Here is an 18,695-nt window from a genome sequence, read left to right as displayed (position 1 = left end):
TTTCACCCGAACCTTTCCAGCACCGCTGCCGCATCGACCGGCAGATCGAATGCGAGCTCGCTGCCCATCGGCTGCGCAGCCAGGGCGGCTCCGACTTCGGCCTTGATGGGACCGAGCGGCGTGTCGAGCAGGTACTCGCGTGTGTTTCCGGCAAAGGACGTGCCCCGGACGATGCCTCGAAACGGACCGACGCCGAGCGTGACCGCACGCGGACGCCAGGCGAGCCCCGCAGCACCTCGTGGCACGGGTTGAGACAGCGGCACGGCGCCACCGGCCGCTTTCATCCCGGTGCTCTCGGTGGGAAAGATGTTCTCGAATCCGACGAAGTCGGCAACGAAGGCGGAGACTGGTCGGTTATAGATCTCCTCCGGCGTACCGATCTGCTCGATTGCGCCATTCCGCATGACCACGATCCTGTCGGCCAGCGCCAGTGCCTCCACTTGGTCATGGGTGACGAAAATCATCGTCACGCCGGTCTTCTTCTGGACCCGCTGCAGTTCGGTGCGCATTTCCAGCCTGAGACGTGCGTCGAGATTGGACAGCGGCTCGTCGAGCAGCAGCACTTTAGGCTCCATCACCATAGAGCGTGCTAGCGCTACGCGTTGTTGCTGGCCGCCTGAGAGCTCTCCTGGTTTCCGGCGCGAGAAATCGCCAAGGCCCACAGACGTCAGGCCAGCGCCGACGCGCGCATCGAGGTCGCCGCCGCGCAGGCCCTTCAGGCGCAATCCGAAGGCGATGTTCTCGTAGACCGAAAGATGCGGGAAGAGGGCATAGGACTGGAAGACCAGGCCGACTGCCCGTTTATTGGCGGAAACACGGGTGATGTCGACACCGTCTAGGCTGATCTTGCCTGAGGAGGGCGTCAGCAGTCCGGCGATAGCGCGCATTGTCGTCGTCTTGCCGCAGCCGGACGGGCCGAGCAGCGCCACCAGTTCCCCCCGACCGATCGTCAGGTCGAGATCCCTGACGGCAACGGTGCTGCCGTAGGCAAGCGTCAGCTTCTTGAGGGTGAGATAGGAGGCGTCAGACATAGCGGGAAAATCCTAGAAAGCGTTCGGCCAGAAAGACGATGCCGATCGACAGGAAGGCGAGCAGTGCCGAAAGGGCGGCCACGGAGGGATCGTAGGTCGTCTCCATGTAGCCGAGCATGTTGATCGGCAGGGTCTGGATTCCGGGGCCCGACAGAAACAGCGACACCGGCACCTGATTGAAGCTGGTGACAAACCCGAGGATAAACGCCGCCAGCACGCCGCCGCGTATATTCGGCAGCACGACGCGGAAGAAGGCGCCCGGCCGCGAAGAACCGAGCAACACTGCGGCTTCCTCGATGTCGGAGCGCAGGTTGTCGAGGCTGGCCGAGACGACGCGCACGGCATAGGGCAACACCAGCGCAGTATGGGCGCAGAACAGCGCGGCGGTAATGCTGAAGCCGAAGGGCACGACGAGATACCGTAGGATGGAGAGCCCGACGATGATGCCTGGTACGATGATGGGCGCTGACACGACCGTGCGGATGGTCTCGGCAAACGGCAGCCTGTAGCGGGAGAGCGCATAGGCGGCCGGCACGCCCAGGACCAGCGCACACAGGGTGCCGCCGACCGCAAGCAGCATGGACATGGCAAAGCTGGCGCGAAAGCTGTCAACGGTGAAGACTTTTTCCACCCAACGCAGCGAGAGGCCCTGCGGCGGAAAAGCCAGCGTCTCGCCGGCTGAAAGCGAGGCGGCAACAATGATGACGAACGGCCCGATCAGGAAGACCAGCAGCAAAGACAGGGCAATCGGTGAAAACAGCCGGCCGCTCATATGCGGCTCCTCGCGGTTGCCACGCGCTTCAGCAGCAGATTGGCGCCGAAGCTCATGACGATGAGGATGAAGGCGATGACGCTCGCCGAGACGAAATCGCTGGAAACCGTGACCCGCTGGTAGAGCAGCGTTTCCAGCATCAGCACCTTGGAGCCACCAAGGATCGCAGGCGTGATATAGGCCGTCAGCGAACCGGTGAAAACCAGCGTGCCGCCGATCACCAGTCCCTCGCGGGTGAGCGGCAGGATAACTTTCCAGAACACCTGCAGCCAGTTTGCACCGAGCACTCGCGCCGCGGCGATCGCATCTTTCGGCATGTTTTCAAGCGCACTGATCAGCGACAGGATCATCAGGGGCAGGAACAATTGCAGCAGGCCGAGAAAAACTGCGGTCTCGCTGAAGAGAATGCGGAACGGGGTGTCTATCACATGCAGCCCGATCAGCGCCTCGTTGACGATGCCGGTGCGCCCGAGGATGACGATCCAGGCATAGGTGCGGGCAACCGGTGAAATCATCAATGGCAGCACGACAAGGCCGACCATGCGACCCTTGCTCTTCGGCGGTAGGTTGACGATGGCAAATGCGCCGGCATAGCCGATGACCGCAGAAACGGCCGTGACCTCGAGCCCGAGGCGTAGCGTGCGCAGGAAGACGGTACGATTGAGCGCCTCGGAGAAAAATGCCGTGTAGGCGCCGATCGACCACGCCCCATCGGGCGCGTGAAACCCCTCAGACAAAAGCAGGATGACCGGCACCAGGAAAACCACTGCCGCAAACAGTGCTGCCGGAAGCGCCAGCGCGAGGGCCTCGGTTCTATTCTGGAACATGCAGATCTTTCCCGCAGGCAGTGTCGTCTGAACGATATCCGCGGTGCTGGATTCGGATATTCCGCACCGGCAGCTTACTGGCCAACCGTCTCGTTCCATTCCTTCACCCAGGCCTCTCGCTCGTCGAGCGCCAGAGCGGAGGGGATGAGCTTGAGGCTCCTGGCGGTGTCTTCGCCAAAGGTCAGGTTGCTGGTGATGTCAGCCGGCAGCTTGACCTCCTTGTTGGCAGGGCTGTCGACCAGCTTCTGGCCAAGCGCGGTCTGCACATCCGTCGAAAGCCAGAAATCCATGAACTGCAACGCTAGATCCCGGTTCTTCGAACCTTTGGTCAGGATCATGACATTCATGCCACCTGTTTGGCCCTCCTTGGGGTCGGCCCAGGCAACGGGGACATCGAGCTTGGTAAAGCCGGCCCAGGAAAAGCGACCGATCGGCGCTGCCCAGATTTCCTCCTGCTGCATAAGTTGCACCAGTTGCGAGGACTTTTCGTAGAAGGTAACGATGTCGTCTTTATTTTCACCGATCGCAGCAATCGGCGCTTTGAGATCCGGCGTGTTCTTGCCCATTGCCTCGCCCAGCATGTAGAGCGCTGGCGGTCCCTGGTTGGTCGTCACATTCGGGAAGGCAATATGGCCCACATATTCGGGCTTCAGGAGATCGGCCCAGGACGTGATCTTCATTTTATCGGGGCGATAGGCGATGGACGTGGCGTAGAAGGTGTAGCCGACGCTCATACTGTCGCCGTTCGGGTCCTTGGCGATGTCGTAGAGCTTGTCGAAATTGGAAAGCCTTGACGTATCGATCTTGTCTGTGAGACCTGCGCGAGACGCCTGTAGCGCATCGGCCATCGAGACGACTGCCATGTCGATCACCGGATGGGCCTTGTTCGCCTCCATTTTTGCCAGCCGCTCGACGCTGTTGCCGGTCTCCACGACCAGCTTGCAGCCGCATTTCGCTTCGAATGGATCGTAGACCAGCTTCCTGTAGTCGTCCTGGGCAAACGCATAGACGGAGATCGTCAGCGTCTTGTCCGCAGCGCCTGCTGTCAGTGGAAAAAGGCAACAAACCGCGATGGACGTGCTCAGCAGCCAATTCATGGGACGGGATCTCCACCGGGTTCCTGCATCGCCGGTCCGGGAGGACCGGAGGACTGACGTGCTATAAGCCGCATCGGTACCCGTGAAACCGCCGCGGTGACGATGCGGCTGGCGTGCGGGGTCTCTTCTGCCAAAGATTGGTCGCGGGCGCCCATTTCGATGACGTCGACGAGCGCGCCGACGGCAATTTTTGCGATAGCCGGCATGTCCATACGCATCGTCGTTATGCCGGGCGTGACAACCGAGGACCAGATCAGGTCGTCGAAGCCGGTGACGCTGACGCTATCCGGCACGGATATGCCTGCCTGCTGCAATTCCGTCAGGGCCCGCAGCGCAGCGAGATCCGAGATGGCGGCAAAGGCGGTGAACCCTTGTCTGACTTTTTCCGCAAGCCCCAGCATGCAGCCTGCGCCATGCTCGGCTTCGATCTTTTCGATCCACATGACGCCCGTGGTGACGCTCGCGTCGAATGCCGATTTCAGGCCGCCGATGCGGTCGTTCTGGACGTTGGAGGCGGGGTTGTTACCCAGCAATATGATCTTGCGATGCCCGAGTTCATACAGATGTTGCGCCACCTGTACTCCGCCCTGCCAGTGATCAGCAGAGACGGTGTTGCCCGGCGTCGATGGCGTATCGATGACGGCTACCGGACAGCCGATGTCCGCAATCCGGGTGCCGCGCCGGGGGACAATGATCATGCCATCCACGCCGCGCTCCAGCAGACGATTGATAGCGTCGGTCTGGTGGCCGATATCGCCACGTGAATCGGCGATCAGCATGCCGTAGCCGGCAACCGAGGCAGCGTATTCCATAGCCTGGGCGATTTGCGGGAAGAGCGGATTGGCGATATCGGGCAGGACAAGGCCGAGCACCGCGCTTCTGCCGGTCCGCAACGCCCGCCCTGCCTGGCTCGGCACATAACCGAGGGCCGCTGCGGTCGCCCGTATACGGTCGCCGAGTTCGGCAGACACCCGGCCTTTGCCGGAAAGAGCATTGGAGACGCTGGCGACGGAAACACCGAGCGATGCCGCGATGCGGCTGAGATTAGGTCCGGAACGGTTGATAGCCAATGACATCACAATAAATGGTTAATCGTTTAATCAATCGATATACCACCTGATTTGATTTGTCGAATCGAATCTTGGCCCTGCAGTCATTTATGATGGTCGTGACGCCGGCAAGCAAGCCGCGAAGTGGTCGCATCCTGCTTGCCGGCTTTATTGTTATGCCGCCAGGGCGTCGAGGATCCGGATCCAGGAGCGTATGCCCTTGTGATAGGAGGCGAGCTCATATTTCTCGTTCGGCGAATGAATACGGTCGTCGTTCAGGCCGAACCCGACCAGCAACGACTCCATGCCGAGCATCTTCTGGAAATCGCCGACGATGGGAATGGAGCCGCCCATGCCGATGACGACAGCAGGCTTTGGCCACTCGTCAGAGAGGGCTGCCTTCGCCTTGTTGAGCAGCGCCGATTCATAAGATAGTTGAATGCCCGGAGACCCGCCGTGACCGTGAAATTCAACGGAGCAATCGGCCGGGATCTTCGACTTTACATAAGCGCGGAAACTGTCGCGGATGGCTGCCGGGTTCTGGTCGCCGACCAGCCGGAAGGATATCTTGGCGGATGCCTTCGAGGCGATGACGGTCTTGAAGCCGTCGCCCGTATAGCCACCGGTGATGCCGTTGACCTCTGCTGTCGGACGCGCCCAGGTCAGTTCCAGAGCGGAACGCCCCTTTTCGCCTGATGGGATCGACAGTCCGATTTCGCCCAGCAGCTTTTCCGCCGAGGCGTCGAGCTTTTCCCAGCTTGCCTTGATATCGGCAGGCGTCTCGTTGACGCCGTTGTAGAAGCCCGGAAGCGTGACCCTGCCGGTTGCGTCATGCAGGCCGGCGACGATGTCGGCGAGGATATGGATCGGATTTGCGGCAAGTCCGCCGAACATACCGGAATGCAGATCGCGGTCTGCGGCCGTGACGACGATCTCATCGCCGACCAATCCGCGCAGGCCGGCGGCAATTGCCGGCGTTTCGGCATCCCACATGCCGGTATCACAGACGAGCGCGTAGTCTGCCGTCAGTTCCGCGGCATTGGCCTCGAGGAAAGGTTTCAGCGATGGCGAGCCTGATTCCTCTTCGCCTTCGAATAGGATGGTGATGCGGCATGGAAGCGCGCCGTTGATGTCCTTGTACGCCCGGCAGGCTTCAACGAAGGTCATTAGCTGGCCTTTGTCGTCCGACGTGCCACGGCCGGTGATGACCTTGCGACCATTGCCGATCTCCTTGATGGCTGGCGAGAAAGGGTCGTTCTCCCAGAGCTCGATCGGGTCGACTGGCTGCACGTCGTAGTGACCGTAGAACAGCAGGTGCGGCGCACCGGCACTGGCGCCTGCGTGGTGCGCGACGACCATCGGATGGCCGGGAGTATCGCGAACCGAGGCTTCGAAGCCGATAGAGACCAGATAGGCCGTAAGCCACTCTGCCGCCTTGCGGCATTCCGGCTTGAATGCAGGATCGGTCGAAATCGACTTGATCCTGAGCAGTTCGAACAGCTTGTCGAGGCTGGTGGGCAGGTTCTGGTCGGCGCGGTCGAGAATGGGGGATATGGCAGTCATGGATGGTCCTTCTTCCGATTTGGAGAGACGATAGACCAAAGCGGGGGGTGTTTCGAGCCGAAATCGGCTGTGTGTTCGATCGTAGCGGTCAGCGAAATGTCAAAGAGCTGCGATCGCCGCTAGAGGCGCTTGGCATTGTCGAGGACGCGCCGAATATATTCCAGCAGCAACTCACGCTCGAAGACCCTGAAACCTTTGAAGAGATCCTGGTCTGCAGCCATGGCTGCATCGACCGCGTCTTGCTGCATGGCAGATCCCTTTTCCGTCAGGTAGACGAGCTGAGCCCGCTTGTCGGAAGGATGAGGCTTGCGCTCGATCAGTTGATCGCGCTCCATGCGCGAAAGCGTGTTTGCCATGGTGGCCTGTTCGATGTCGACGCGCTCCAGCAGTTGCTTCTGCGTCAGGCCATCCTCGGCCCACAATTCGACCAGGATTGGAAACTGTCCGGGAGAAAAGCCGATTCCTGCCGCCCGCTGTTGCAAGGAGCGACTGAAACCCTTCGCAAGCTGGCTCGCAAGGTAGGCTGCGGAGTCTGTCCGACTATATCCCATGACGTGTGCTTATGCGCAATTTCAAGCCGAAACAACGCGTAAATCGCCGGCGAGGGTCTTAGCCGAGCGGGTTGTTGCACTGTCTGCTTCGATGGAAAAAGCCGCCATGGCCTGGAGGGAAACCATGGCGGCTAAAAATAGGGACAAAGGCCCGGAGAGGGGGGAAGGCCTTTGTCCAAGTCTGATGCGGCAGGGGACATGCCAGCGACCAGACCCGCGACGTTTGTTAAGCGCCGGCGAGGGAGAAATGCTAATTCAAATACGGCTTTTCAAGGGAACCGTTTCGTCGGCGCCGTTACAAATCGGTAACGTTTCGGTGACGCCGGGCACTGCATCCCTCAGCGAAAAGCAGGCAACGCGGTCTGGACCTCGGGCATGCCGCAGGCTATCCATTCCGGCATGAAAAATGGTGATCATCTCTTCCTCGTCGATGGCTCGGGCTTCATTTTCCGCGCCTTCCACGCCATTCCGCCGCTCAACCGCAAATCCGATGGTTTGCCGGTGAATGCCGTGTCGGGATTTTGCAACATGCTGTGGAAGTTGCTGCGTGACGCGCGCAACACCGATGTCGGGGTGACGCCCACCCATTTTGCCGTCATCTTCGACTATTCCTCAAAGACGTTCCGCAACGATCTATACCATCTCTACAAAGCCAACCGCTCGGCACCGCCCGAGGACCTGGTGCCGCAGTTCGGTCTGATCCGCGAGGCGACCCGCGCCTTTAATCTTCCGTGCATCGAAACTGAAGGTTTCGAGGCCGACGACATCATCGCCACCTATGCGCGGCTGGCAGAGGCCACCGGCGCCGATGTCACCATCATCTCGTCCGACAAGGACCTGATGCAGTTGGTGACGCCCAATGTGCATATGTACGATGCCATGAAGGACAAGCAGATCGGCATTCCCGATGTCGTCGAGAAATGGGGCGTCGCGCCTGAAAAGATGATCGACCTGCAGGCGCTGACCGGTGATTCCACCGACAACGTGCCGGGCATTCCGGGGATCGGTCCGAAGACCGCAGCCCAGCTTCTGGAAGAATTCGGCGATCTCGAAACGCTGCTGTCGCGGGCCGGCGAGATCAAGCAGCAGAAACGCCGCGAAAGTATCATTGCCAATGCCGATCTCGCACGGCTGTCGCGCCAGCTGGTCGAACTGCGCACCGACGTACCGCTCGACGTACCCCTCGAGGATCTGACACTCGAGCCGCAGGATGGCCCGAAACTCATCGCCTTCCTGAAGGCCATGGAATTCACCTCGCTGACCCGCCGCGTCGCCGATGCGACCGGCGCGAATGCTGCAGGCATCGAGGCGGCGGTCGTCGCGGTCGAGCTGGTTGCCGAGGCTCACGGCCCCGACATGGACACGCTCGCCTCCGCCACCGAGGGGGAGCGCTCCGAAGAGACGATCAAGTCGTCGCCCACCGACCCGCTGGCAGTCGAGGCGCCGCATCGGGGTGCAACGCCTACCGATCTTGCCAGGAGCCGGGCAGAAAGTTTCGCCGCCGCCAAACTCGATGCCTCTGCCTATGTCACCATCCGAGACCTCCCAACGCTCTCGAACTGGATTGCCGCCTGTCGCGAAACCGGCCTGGTCGCCTTCGATACCGAGACCACCTCGATCGATGTCATGCAGGCGGATCTGGTCGGTTTCTCGCTTGCCTACGCCGATCCCGCCGATGCGTCGGGCCTCACCATCCACGCCGCGTATGTGCCGCTTGCCCACAAGACCGGCAGCGAGGATCTGTTCAGCGACGGCGTCAAGCTGGCGCCGGACCAGATACCCATGGACGATGCACTGGCCCTGCTGAAGGGACTGCTGGAGGACCCGTCCGTCCTCAAGGTAGCCCAGAACCTCAAATACGATTACCTGCTGATGAAGCGCTATGGCATCATCACCCGGGGGTTTGACGACACCATGCTGATGTCCTACGTGCTCGATGCCGGTGCCACGACCCATGGCATGGACACGCTGTCCGAGCGCTGGCTCGGGCACAAGCCCATCGCCTTCAAGGATGTCGCCGGCAGCGGCAAGTCGCTCGTCACCTTCGACCGTGTCGCCATCGACAAGGCCACGGCCTATGCCGCCGAGGATGCCGATGTGACGCTGCGGCTGTGGATGGTGCTGAAGCCGCGCCTCGCCGCGCAGAAACTGACCTCGGTCTATGAGCGCCTGGAGCGGCCGCTCGTGCCGGTGCTCGCCCGCATGGAAGAGCGCGGCATCACCGTCGATCGCCAGATCCTGTCACGGCTCTCCGGCGAACTTGCCCAGAAGGCGGCAGCCTTCGAGGACGAGATCTATGAACTGGCCGGCGAGCGCTTCAACATCGGCTCGCCCAAGCAGCTCGGCGATATCCTGTTCGGGAAGATGGGCCTTGCCGGTGGCGGCAAGACCAAGACCGGACAGTGGTCCACCTCGGCAAGCGTGCTCGAGGATCTGGCCGCCGAGGGCCTGCCGCTGCCGCGCAAGATTGTCGACTGGCGCCAGTTGACCAAGCTGAAGTCGACCTACACCGACGCGCTGCCAGGCTACATCCACCCCCTGACCAAACGCGTCCACACATCCTACTCGCTGGCCGCGACCACCACCGGCCGGCTATCCTCGTCCGAGCCGAACCTGCAAAATATTCCGGTGCGCACCGTCGAAGGCCGCAAGATCCGCACGGCTTTCGTTTCGACACCCGGCCACAAGCTGCTGTCGGCCGATTACAGCCAGATCGAGCTGCGCGTGTTGGCCCATGTCGCCAACATTCCGCAACTGACCCAGGCGTTTTCCGACGGCGTGGACATCCATGCGATGACGGCCTCCGAGATGTTCGGTGTGCCGGTCGAGGGCATGCCGTCGGACGTGCGCCGTCGCGCCAAGGCGATCAACTTCGGCATCATTTACGGCATCTCAGCCTTCGGCCTTGCCAACCAGCTTTCAATCGAGCGCTCCGAGGCCGGTGAATACATCAAGCGCTACTTCGAGCGCTTCCCCGGCATCAAGGACTATATGGAGGCCACCAAGGCCTATGCCCGTGACAAGGGCTATGTCGAGACCATCTTCGGCCGCCGCATCCATTATCCGGAAATTCGCTCGTCCAATCCTTCGATGCGCGCTTTCAACGAACGCGCCGCCATCAACGCACCGATCCAGGGCTCGGCCGCAGACGTTATCAGGCGTGCGATGATCCAGATCGAGCCGGCATTGGCTGAAGCCGGGCTCGGCGAGCGCGTCCGCATGCTGCTGCAGGTCCATGACGAATTGATTTTCGAAGTGGAGGATGGCGATGTCGAGCGGACCCAGCCGGTCATCGTCTCCGTCATGGAAAATGCTGCCATGCCGGCCGTCGAGATGAGCGTGCCGCTTAAGGTCGATGCGCGTGCTGCCGACAACTGGGACGAAGCCCACTAGCAGAACCGGACTTGCTGTCAGCCGCGGAGTATTGCCTCGAGCGCATCGATCATCGCATGCGTCGCGGCATCCAGCGTGCCGCTGTTGTCGATGGTGACGACATCGAAGTCGCCTTGCACGGTCAGCGATCCGCGTTCCAGGCGCTTCAGGATGTCCGCACGGGTTTCACGTCCGCGCGCTTCCAGACGCTCTGCCAGCACCTCCGGCCGGGCTGTGACGTTGATGATCGTCAGTCTCGGGAAGGCAGCCTTGAAGCGATCGAGTACCGACCGCGAGCCGTTGGCGATGACGATATTGCCCTGTGCCAGTTCCTGGCGAACGGCGGCCGGAATCCCGTATTTCAGGCCATGTGCATCCCAGGATATGGCAAAACTGCCGGCCCTTTCCATCGCGTCGAACCCGCCCTCGGAGACGCTGACATGGTCCTCGCCACCCGCGTCGGCGCCGCGTGTGATGACGCGTCTCGCAAAGTGCACATCCGTCCGTCCGTCAAAATATTCTGCGGCGCGGCCGATCAGCGTGTCCTTGCCGGCGCCGCTTGGGCCGACCACCACCACCATCATGCCTGTTGCGGTCGGCGCGGCATTGCCGGTCTGCGGATTGGCCTCAAGCTCGGCCATCAGGCGACCCTTCGTCCTTCGCGCCAAATCGCGCGTGTCACAGGCACGCCGGTATCGCGGCGCACTCGCACGAGGTCTGCGCGCAGTCCGACCGCGATGCGGCCCCGGTCGTCGAGGCTGACGGTGCGGGCAGGGGTTGCCGTCACCATCGCAATCGCCTTCGGCAGCGAGATCGACTCGACCTCGTCGGCCAGTATGAACGGTGCATGCAGCAGGCTGAACGGCACGTAATCCGACGACAGCACGTCGAGTACGCCGAGCTCTGCCAGGTCCCGTGCGGCGATATTGCCGGAATGCGACATGCCGCGGACGATGTTCGGCGCTCCCATCAATACGCTCATGCCGGCAGCATGCGAGGCTTTGGCGGCCTCCACGCTGGTCGGAAACTCTGCCAGACGGACACCATAGGCAACGGCCTCATCGACATGTTCGAGCGTCGCATCGTCATGGCTGGCAATGGTGATGCCGCGCTCGTGGCAGATCTTGGTGATGGCGTCGCGGTGCGGCGTCGAATACTTGGCCGACTCCTCGAGGCGCTTGGCAATGAAGACCGCAAAAGCCTCGTCAGTCAGGCCGCGCTTCTTCTGGTAGTAGAAGATGTACTTGTCCATCGTCTGGAACTGTCGCTGGCCGGGCGCATGATCCATCAGCGACACGAGGCGAACCGCGTTGTCCTGCTGGAAGTCGGCAAAATGCTCGAGTACGTTTTGCGAAGACACCTCGCAGCGCAGGTGGATCAGATGGTCGGCCCGCAGCCGCCCGTCGTTCTGTGCCGCCTCGATGGCATCGGCCATGTCACGCATCTCGCCGTGGTCGAAGCCGTCATCCTCGTCGGAGCCCATGCGCAGGCAGTCGAACACGGTGGTTATGCCCGAAGTGACGATCTGCGCATCGTGCGCCTGTATGGCCGCCGTCTTGTTCCATCGCACGCCAGGCCGCGGCGAGTAATGGGACTCCAGATGGTCGGTATGCAGTTCCACAAGGCCTGGCATCAGATAATCGCCCTCGAAATCCTCTCCGACAGCGGACGCTCCCTCGGAGATCTCGGCGATCTTGCCGTCGCGGATGATCACTGTGCCCGACACGATCTGGTCTTCGAGAATGATACGGGCATTGGAGAGGATGGTTTCCTGGGACATGTCAGACGGTCTTTCAGCTTGCAGCGTGGGCGAGGGGTAACCAGGCGCGGACGGTAAATGGCGCGCCGCGTGTCTCTTCGACGAAGACGGCGAGGCCGGAGATGGGAAGGGGGCGGCCAATATAATCGGCAAATTTGTCGCCAAGCACGGTCCTGAACGCATCCTGGCGCTCGGGCGACACCTGGCCGGTCAGGGTCATGTGGAAACGAAACTGCTCCATGACATAGGGATAGCCCCAGCGAAGCAGATTGGCGCGGTGGGCGTCATCGAGTTGTTCAGGCTTGCGGCGGGCAATATCTGCCTCCGACAACGCGGCGCGGAAGGGCTCGAACGAGCGCACGACGTCGGCGGAGAACTCCTGCAGCGTCGGATACAGATCGCCCGGTACCAGCGCAAAGAAGCGCCCGAGCTGGCCTAGAACAAGCTTCGGCAGCGTGAACGTCGGCGTTTTCGCAGCAAATTCGGCAGCCACTTCCAGAAGATCGCGCTCGGTGACAGAGCTGGCAAGCTCGAAAGGCGCCTTCAGCGTGGCATGAAAACCGTAGCGGCGAGGATCTTCCGTTATCGCCACCCGCTCGTCCGCGTTGATATCACCGGCATCTGCTGCCGGAAACGTCTCGCCGGTAAACGCATCGCGGCCAAGCCAGCGACTGGCCGCCGTCGTCAGCGGATCGTCATGCGGCGGCGTGAAGTAGAGGGCGTAGCGCAAGTGGCCATCCTTGGGTCATGCGGGGAGCGCACAGTGACGTGATTTTTCCACCGACGGCAAGATGGTTCTGCGCTAAAAGATTTCCGTGACAGAATGATGATCAAACGCGCGGTATGCCGTCTTTATCGCTCGTTCTGCGTTCCCATGAGCCGGGTGCGCAGGGCGTTGGAAGCGGCATCGAAGATCATTACCACGGCTAGCGTCAGAAGCACCATATAGGCAACGTTTTCCCAGTTCTTGTTGGTACGCATCGCCTCCCAAAGCTTAAGGCCGATACCACCGGCTCCGACCGCACCGATGATCGTCGCACCGCGGACGTTCGATTCCCACTGGTATAGCGTCTGGCTGACGATGATCGGCACGATCTGCGGCATCACGCCGTAGCGCTGCACCAGCACTTCAGATGCGCCGGTCGACAGGATGCCTTCGCGTGGCTTGTCGTCGATGTTCTCCAGCGCTTCGGCGTAGATCTTGCCGAGCGTACCGGTCTCGGTAAAGAAGATCGCCGCGCTGCCTGCCAGCGGCCCCGGTCCGAAGGCCCGCGTGAAAAACAGCGCCCAGATCAGCATGTCCATAGACCGCAGGAAGTCGAAAAAACGCTTGAATATGTGGTTGACGATGCGGCTCGATGTGATGTTGCGCGCCGCCAGAAAAGCCAGCGGAAAGGAAACGATGGCGCCGAGCAGCGTGCCCAGAAATGCCATGACGATCGTCTGCAGCAGCTTCGTCAGCACATCGCCGTGCTGCCACTGGTTGTTGTTCCAGAAATCGTCGAATGCCAGCGACCAGTTGGACTGGCCTTTGACCAGCTGCGGACCGCTGAACAACAGGGTTGCGATTTCGGAAGGTGATTTCTCGAAAAACTTCGAGCTCGTGTCGAAGATGAAGTTCGGCCAGCCGAGAAAGCGCTTGCGGATCTTGACCCGGTCGTTGTCGATGCTGACGTCACCGGCAAAGCCGAGGTCGGCAAGCACGTTGTCGTCATAGACGGTCATCCAGGCAGGCACAGGGCCAATCACCTTCGGCTGGCCGCTTACAAGCGATACTGCGACCCGTTCGCCGTTGGCAACGACTGTCACCTCCGTCTTGGTGATCTCGATCATCTTGGCCTTGCCGGCAACCTCTACCGTCGTGCTGCCGTCGGCGTTGGCCTTTACCCAATCCGGATGCGGATCGTCGCCGAGCGGCGAAAAGCGCGGATAATGTGGCGCCACCTGATCTCCGGAGAGCCGAAACTCCGGCTGCACGTCGTAGCTGACCCATTGGCTGAGAAAGATGCCGACCCGGTCCCAGTGAGCTTCGCCGAGGATCTTCGGCAGCTGGAAGAACCAGACGGAATAGAGGGCGTAGAGCAGCAGCCCGATCACCACCAGGAGGCCGCCGAAGCGCTTGCGGAAGGGCGGGTTGAAGGCTTGCGGAAAGCGCTCTTCGATGGATGCCGCATGGCTTGCGTCGGTCAGCGTCATGGGAGCCTCAGTGATGCAGCAGGAAGGCGTGTTCGCCAACAAGCCGCTTGCGCAGCCAGGCGGAGAACTGGTCGACGGCGAGAATGGTGACGAAGAGCAGCAGGATCAGCGCCATCGTCTTGGCGCCGAAGCCGCGCGAGATGGAGAGCTTCAGTTCCTCGCCGATGCCGCCGCCGCCGACGGCGCCGATGATCGTCGAGGCCCGCACGTTAATCTCCACCCGCAGCAGGGTATAGGACATGAAGTTAGGCAGGACCTGCGGCAGGGTCGCAAACCGTACCCGCTCGCTCCAGCTGGCACCGACCGAGCGGATGCCTTCATCGGCCCGCATGTCGGCGTTTTCGATTGTCTCATAGAACAGCTTGCCCAGCGCGCCAATCGAGTGAAGGCCGACGGCGATGATGGCCGAGACCGGCCCTATCGAGATGATTGCGGCAAACAGCCCGGCAATGACAATTTCCGGAAAGGCCCTGAGCACCTCCATGACGCGCTTGACGACGATCCGCAAAGGCTTCGACGGCGTCAGGTTGCGTGATGCGATGAACGACAGTGGCAGGGCAAAGATGAAGCCGATGATCGTCGACACCAGCGCCACGTTGATGGTGATGAGCATCAGTTCGAAGTATTCGGGGATATAGAAATCGCCGAAGACATAGACGCGACCGCGCGGGAAATTGAACTCCTCGCCGCCCGTTCCCGGATCGTTGGGGCTGGCTATGTCGAAGAGGGCGCGCCAGACGTCGTTCCAGTCTTTCGGAACCAGCCAGCTGACGAAGTCGAAGAGATGCGGCAGGCGCTCGAAGAAGTGTCCGGCATTGCTGTCATTGGCAAATTGCATCGACGAGACGAAGGCCGCCAGCAGCACCAGAAGTCCGAAAATCGTGTAGACCCGCCGGCGCGCGACCTGCCTCGCCCAGCTGTCGCCGATCTGCTGCGACGTTGGCATCTGCGAATGGGTGTCGGCTAGGGTCATGAAACGCTGCTCGTCGGACGGAGTTCAGGCACGTCAAAAAGGCGGCCGGTGGGACCGGCCGCCTTCAGTGATCTCGGATCAGCCGCCGATAGCTGCTTTGCGGACTTCAACGATTGCGTTGTAGAAGTCGGCCTTGACAGGAACGTAGCCCTTGAAGTCGCCGCCTTCGATGGCGTCGAAGCACTTCTTGTCCTTGGTCGGGAGCTGGGTGAAGAAGTCGGCCAGCTTGGTCTGCCATTCAGTGCCGAGCTTGTTGGAAACGACCAGCGGGCCGTTCGGGATCAGCGGCGAACGCCAGACTTCAACCAGCTTGTTCGGGTCGACAGCGCCCTTGTTGACTTCCTTGCGGAAGGTGCCGGAGGTGTAGCCGTCCTTGAAGTTGCCAATGCCGGAGGAATCGTCGACTGCAACATCGACCTTACCGTCATAGGCTGCGAGCAGGTTGTTCTCGTGGCCGCCGTTGAACTGCGTCGAACCGAAGAACTTGTCGTTCGGAACGCCCGTGGTCTTCGGGATCTGTGTCAGCGGAACGAGGTAGCCGGAGGTGGAGTCCGGGTCGGCGTAGCCGAGCTTCTTGCCCTTGGCGTCCATGATGGTCTTGATGCCGGAGGACTTCAGGGCCAGACCGATGGAGTAGTAGCCGGTCGCGCCGTCGGCCTGCTGAGTCGTCAGGATAGGGGTGACGGCCTTCGGATCCTTGATGAAGGTCGCGGCATAACCGGAGGCGCCGAGTTCTGCGAAATCGAGCGTGCCGCCCAGCAGGCCTTGGATAACGCCGTCATAATCGGCAGCCGGGAACAGCGAGACCTTTTCAAAACCGAAGGTTTCCTTGAGATGCTCGGCAAGGCAGGCGTAGTTGCGTAGACGGTCGGCTTCGTTCTCGCCGCCGAGAATGCCGACGCGGAATTCCTTGAGGTCGGCTGCGGATGCTGCCTGGCCGACGAGCGAAAGGATCGCCGTGGCTGCAAGAAGTGTCTTCTTCAACATGGGTTTCGTCTCCTGATTAACCGGTGTCCCCGGATGTTCGGTCTGAATGGATGCACCCGTGACGTGGGCCTTCGATCCCGGTCTCTCCCTCAGAGACCGGCCAGTGCCAGCGGCGAGGCGCCGGCAGATTGCTGAGCCACGCTTGCAGCAGGCAAGCTGGCAGTATTGATGCTCGTCGACGTCATCGTCTCGTCGATGCCCGCGCCATCCCGATCGGTGCCGTAGATGGCATTGACCGCGTCGGCGCTCAGCGCTGAAGGCGGACCGTCGAAGACGACGCGGCCGGACGCCATGCCGATGATGCGCTCACAATAATTGCGGGCTGTATCCAGCGTATGCAGGTTGGTGATGACCGTAATACCGTCGCGCTCGTTGATGTCGCGCAGCGCATCCATGACGATCTTCGCATTCAGAGGATCGAGGGAAGCGATCGGCTCGTCGGCAAGCAGCATCTTGGGCTTCTGCATCAGTGCCCGGGCAATTGCCACACGCTGCTGCTGGCCGCCGGAAAGGGTGCCTGCCATCTGCATTGCCGTCTGCTCGATACCGAGACGCTCTAGCGCCATGATGGCATCGATGCGCTCTTCGCGGGTGAAGATATTGAGCAGGCTGAGTGCCGTCGGCCGGTGGTTGAGCCGCCCGAGCATGACGTTGGTGAGTACATCGAGGCGGGGCACGAGATTGAACTGCTGGAAGATCATCGCGCAGTCGCGCTGCCAGTTGCGCAGGGCCTTGCCGCGAAATGCCGAAACCTCGGCGCCGGCGAAATGGATGGAGCCCGACGAGGGAAGTGCGAGATGGTTTATCATGCGCAGCAGCGTCGACTTGCCGGCGCCCGATCGACCGATGATGCCGACCATTTGGCCCTGCGGGATGTCCAGCGTCACGGAATCGACAGCGATCTTGTTTCCGAAAGTGCGGGTTACATCCCTGAGTTCGAACATCTGGTCTCTCTTTTCGCGACGACACACGTCATGTGTGAAGCTTTCAAAAAAGGCGCGTCTGAACGCGCCTATCGGTTGAAATGCTTACCGAAGGTTGATGAACCTCCGATGTCAGATTTGTGTAACTGCTGTCACAAATCCCGTCGGAGGCGTCCTTCAGCCACCGTAGCGGCTAAGAAAATCCTCGCCTGAAAGGGCACGGAAATCCTCCAGCGCAGTGCGCAGCCGGTTGTGGTCCCAATCCCACCAGGCCAAGGCATCCATCCGCTCGCCGACAGCCTTTGAAAATCGCTCGCGGATCAGTTTGGCGGGCACCCCACCGACGATTGTGTAGGGCGCGACGTCTTTCGAAACCACTGCTCCGGCGCCGATCACGGCACCGTTTCCGACCTTCACGCCGGGAAGCACAGTCGCGCCATGGCCGATCCAGACGTCGTTGCCGATGACGACGCGGTTCTCACGGCGCCAGGCGAAGAAGTCGGTTTCCAGGTCGGCATCCGGCCAGTAGTCCTTGGCACGGTAGGTGAAATGGTGAAGGGTGGCGCGCCATGTCGGATGGTTGGTCGCGTTGATGCGCACGGCGGCGGCGATATTGACGAATTTGCCAATGGTCGTGCACCAGACTGCACCATCCTGCATGATATAGGAATAGTCGCCCATATCGACCTCATCGAGCCGGCAGCGCTCGGACACCTCGGTATAGCGTCCGAGGGTCGACTGGCTGACGCGCGCCGTCGGATCGATAGAGGGCTGCTCGCCAATTTTCCTGGTCATCTCAATGTCTCCGGGCGCAGTTTCACCTTCACGCCGCAGGTCTGCGGCGCCATAGGTTTCTCGTTGGATTGGCAAAGTTCAGGCCTCGGCCGGAACGCGGGATATGCGTGGCGAGAACGCACTGACATCGAGGATGCGGTCGGCGACAGCAGCCCGAACCTCATCGTCATGGAAGATGCCGAGCAAGGCCACGCCGGCCTTCTTCTTGGCGGCGATCAACTCCACGACGACAGCGCGGTTGCGCGCGTCGAGCGATGCCGTCGGCTCATCGAGCAACAGGATCGCGTGATCGGTGATGAAGCCGCGGGCAATGTTGACGCGCTGTTGCTCGCCACCGGAAAATGTCGCCGGCGGCAGCTGCCATAGTTCCTCGGGCAGGTTGAGCCGCGATAGCAGTTCTGCGGCCCGTTCCCGGGCCACGATGTGGCTTTCGCCACGCGCCGTCAGCGGTTCCGCGACGACATCGATGGCGGCGACGCGTGGTACGGTGCGCAAGAACTGGCTGACATAACCCATCGTGTGGCGGCGCACGTCGATGACGGTGCGGGGATCCGCGGTCGCAAGGTCGACGATGCGGCCCTTGTGGACGACGAGGATCTGGCCACCATCGACGGCGTAGTTGCCGTAGGTCATTTTCAGCAGCGAGCTTTTGCCGATGCCCGATGGACCGCCGAGCACGACGCACTCCCCGGCGGCGACCGAGAACGAGACGTCGGCGACAACAGGCAGGCGAATGCCGTCGCGCAGATGCATGACGAAGCTTTTGAAAACTTCGGAGACGACGAGAGGGGTTGCCATGA

At 61.3% G+C, this 18,695-nt stretch carries 17 protein-coding genes; 1 reads left to right on the top strand and 16 read right to left on the bottom strand.

The window, feature by feature from the left end; all coding sequences use genetic code 11:
- Positions 1 to 2: 2 nt before the first annotated feature.
- The 7 genes from EQW76_RS18065 to EQW76_RS18035 form a co-directional block, all read right to left on the bottom strand.
- Positions 3 to 1,031 (bottom strand): ABC transporter ATP-binding protein, encoded by a 1,029-nt coding sequence (locus EQW76_RS18065; RefSeq protein ID WP_142830049.1) that lies wholly within the window; start codon positions 1,029 to 1,031, stop codon positions 3 to 5.
- Positions 1,024 to 1,803 carry an ABC transporter permease gene (locus EQW76_RS18060; protein ID WP_142830050.1) on the bottom strand — a complete coding sequence of 260 codons (780 nt, stop codon included), beginning with the start codon at positions 1,801 to 1,803 and terminating at the stop codon, positions 1,024 to 1,026. Before EQW76_RS18060 ends, EQW76_RS18065 begins: the two co-directional genes overlap by 8 nt.
- On the bottom strand, positions 1,800 to 2,630 hold the full coding sequence (locus tag EQW76_RS18055) for an ABC transporter permease (RefSeq protein ID WP_142830052.1): 831 nt from the start codon (positions 2,628 to 2,630) through the stop codon (positions 1,800 to 1,802). The genes EQW76_RS18060 and EQW76_RS18055 overlap by 4 nt, the downstream gene beginning before the upstream one ends.
- 74 nt (positions 2,631 to 2,704) lie before the next feature.
- Positions 2,705 to 3,727: an ABC transporter substrate-binding protein gene (locus EQW76_RS18050; protein WP_142830054.1), complete on the bottom strand. Its 1,023-nt coding sequence runs from the start codon at positions 3,725 to 3,727 to the stop codon at positions 2,705 to 2,707.
- On the bottom strand, positions 3,724 to 4,791 hold the full coding sequence (locus EQW76_RS18045) for a LacI family DNA-binding transcriptional regulator (protein WP_202617172.1): 1,068 nt from the start codon (positions 4,789 to 4,791) through the stop codon (positions 3,724 to 3,726). The genes EQW76_RS18050 and EQW76_RS18045 overlap by 4 nt, the downstream gene beginning before the upstream one ends.
- Before the next feature lie 159 nt (positions 4,792 to 4,950).
- The gene (locus tag EQW76_RS18040) at positions 4,951 to 6,339 is read right to left on the bottom strand and encodes a M20/M25/M40 family metallo-hydrolase (protein WP_142830058.1); all 1,389 of its coding nucleotides are present in this window, start codon (positions 6,337 to 6,339) and stop codon (positions 4,951 to 4,953) included.
- Positions 6,340 to 6,458: 119 nt separating this feature from the next.
- Positions 6,459 to 6,890, bottom strand: coding sequence for a MarR family winged helix-turn-helix transcriptional regulator (locus tag EQW76_RS18035; protein ID WP_142830060.1), 432 nt, complete (start codon positions 6,888 to 6,890; stop codon positions 6,459 to 6,461).
- A gap of 399 nt (positions 6,891 to 7,289) precedes the next feature.
- Between EQW76_RS18035 and polA the strand changes: the two genes are divergently transcribed.
- Complete coding sequence (gene polA / locus EQW76_RS18030) at positions 7,290 to 10,283, top strand: DNA polymerase I (protein ID WP_142830250.1); 2,994 nt, start codon at positions 7,290 to 7,292, stop codon at positions 10,281 to 10,283.
- A gap of 17 nt (positions 10,284 to 10,300) precedes the next feature.
- On the opposite strand, the gene phnN is transcribed toward polA, so the two are convergent.
- The 9 genes from phnN to phnL form a co-directional block, all read right to left on the bottom strand.
- Positions 10,301 to 10,903, bottom strand: a complete 603-nt coding sequence (gene phnN / locus EQW76_RS18025) for a phosphonate metabolism protein/1,5-bisphosphokinase (PRPP-forming) PhnN (RefSeq protein ID WP_224128618.1) — start codon at positions 10,901 to 10,903, stop codon at positions 10,301 to 10,303.
- A complete protein-coding gene (locus tag EQW76_RS18020; protein ID WP_142830062.1) occupies positions 10,903 to 12,042 on the bottom strand; it encodes an alpha-D-ribose 1-methylphosphonate 5-triphosphate diphosphatase in 1,140 nt (379 codons plus the stop codon). The genes phnN and EQW76_RS18020 overlap by 1 nt, the downstream gene beginning before the upstream one ends.
- A 13-nt stretch (positions 12,043 to 12,055) precedes the next feature.
- Positions 12,056 to 12,751 (bottom strand): DUF1045 domain-containing protein, encoded by a 696-nt coding sequence (locus EQW76_RS18015; RefSeq protein ID WP_142830064.1) that lies wholly within the window; start codon positions 12,749 to 12,751, stop codon positions 12,056 to 12,058.
- Positions 12,752 to 12,873: 122 nt separating this feature from the next.
- Positions 12,874 to 14,217 carry a phosphonate ABC transporter, permease protein PhnE gene (phnE, locus tag EQW76_RS18010; protein WP_142830066.1) on the bottom strand — a complete coding sequence of 448 codons (1,344 nt, stop codon included), beginning with the start codon at positions 14,215 to 14,217 and terminating at the stop codon, positions 12,874 to 12,876.
- Positions 14,218 to 14,224: 7 nt separating this feature from the next.
- Positions 14,225 to 15,190: a phosphonate ABC transporter, permease protein PhnE gene (gene phnE / locus EQW76_RS18005; RefSeq protein ID WP_142830068.1), complete on the bottom strand. Its 966-nt coding sequence runs from the start codon at positions 15,188 to 15,190 to the stop codon at positions 14,225 to 14,227.
- A gap of 78 nt (positions 15,191 to 15,268) precedes the next feature.
- Entirely contained in the window at positions 15,269 to 16,177 is a 909-nt protein-coding gene (phnD, locus tag EQW76_RS18000; protein ID WP_142830070.1) for a phosphonate ABC transporter substrate-binding protein, read from the bottom strand.
- 89 nt (positions 16,178 to 16,266) lie between these two features.
- Entirely contained in the window at positions 16,267 to 17,121 is an 855-nt protein-coding gene (gene phnC, locus EQW76_RS17995; RefSeq protein ID WP_142830072.1) for a phosphonate ABC transporter ATP-binding protein, read from the bottom strand.
- A 156-nt stretch (positions 17,122 to 17,277) separates the two neighbouring features.
- Positions 17,278 to 17,895 carry a DapH/DapD/GlmU-related protein gene (locus tag EQW76_RS17990; protein WP_142830074.1) on the bottom strand — a complete coding sequence of 206 codons (618 nt, stop codon included), beginning with the start codon at positions 17,893 to 17,895 and terminating at the stop codon, positions 17,278 to 17,280.
- A gap of 78 nt (positions 17,896 to 17,973) precedes the next feature.
- Positions 17,974 to 18,693 carry a phosphonate C-P lyase system protein PhnL gene (gene phnL / locus EQW76_RS17985; RefSeq protein WP_142830076.1) on the bottom strand — a complete coding sequence of 240 codons (720 nt, stop codon included), beginning with the start codon at positions 18,691 to 18,693 and terminating at the stop codon, positions 17,974 to 17,976.
- Between the last annotated feature and the right edge of the window lie 2 nt (positions 18,694 to 18,695).

Source organism: Rhizobium sp. rho-13.1, from assembly GCF_007000305.1.
GTDB classification, from domain to species: Bacteria; Pseudomonadota; Alphaproteobacteria; order Rhizobiales; family Rhizobiaceae; genus Rhizobium; species Rhizobium rhododendri.
The sequence above is the reverse complement of the archived record's forward strand: the minus strand, read 5'-3'. Positions and strand labels throughout refer to the sequence as shown.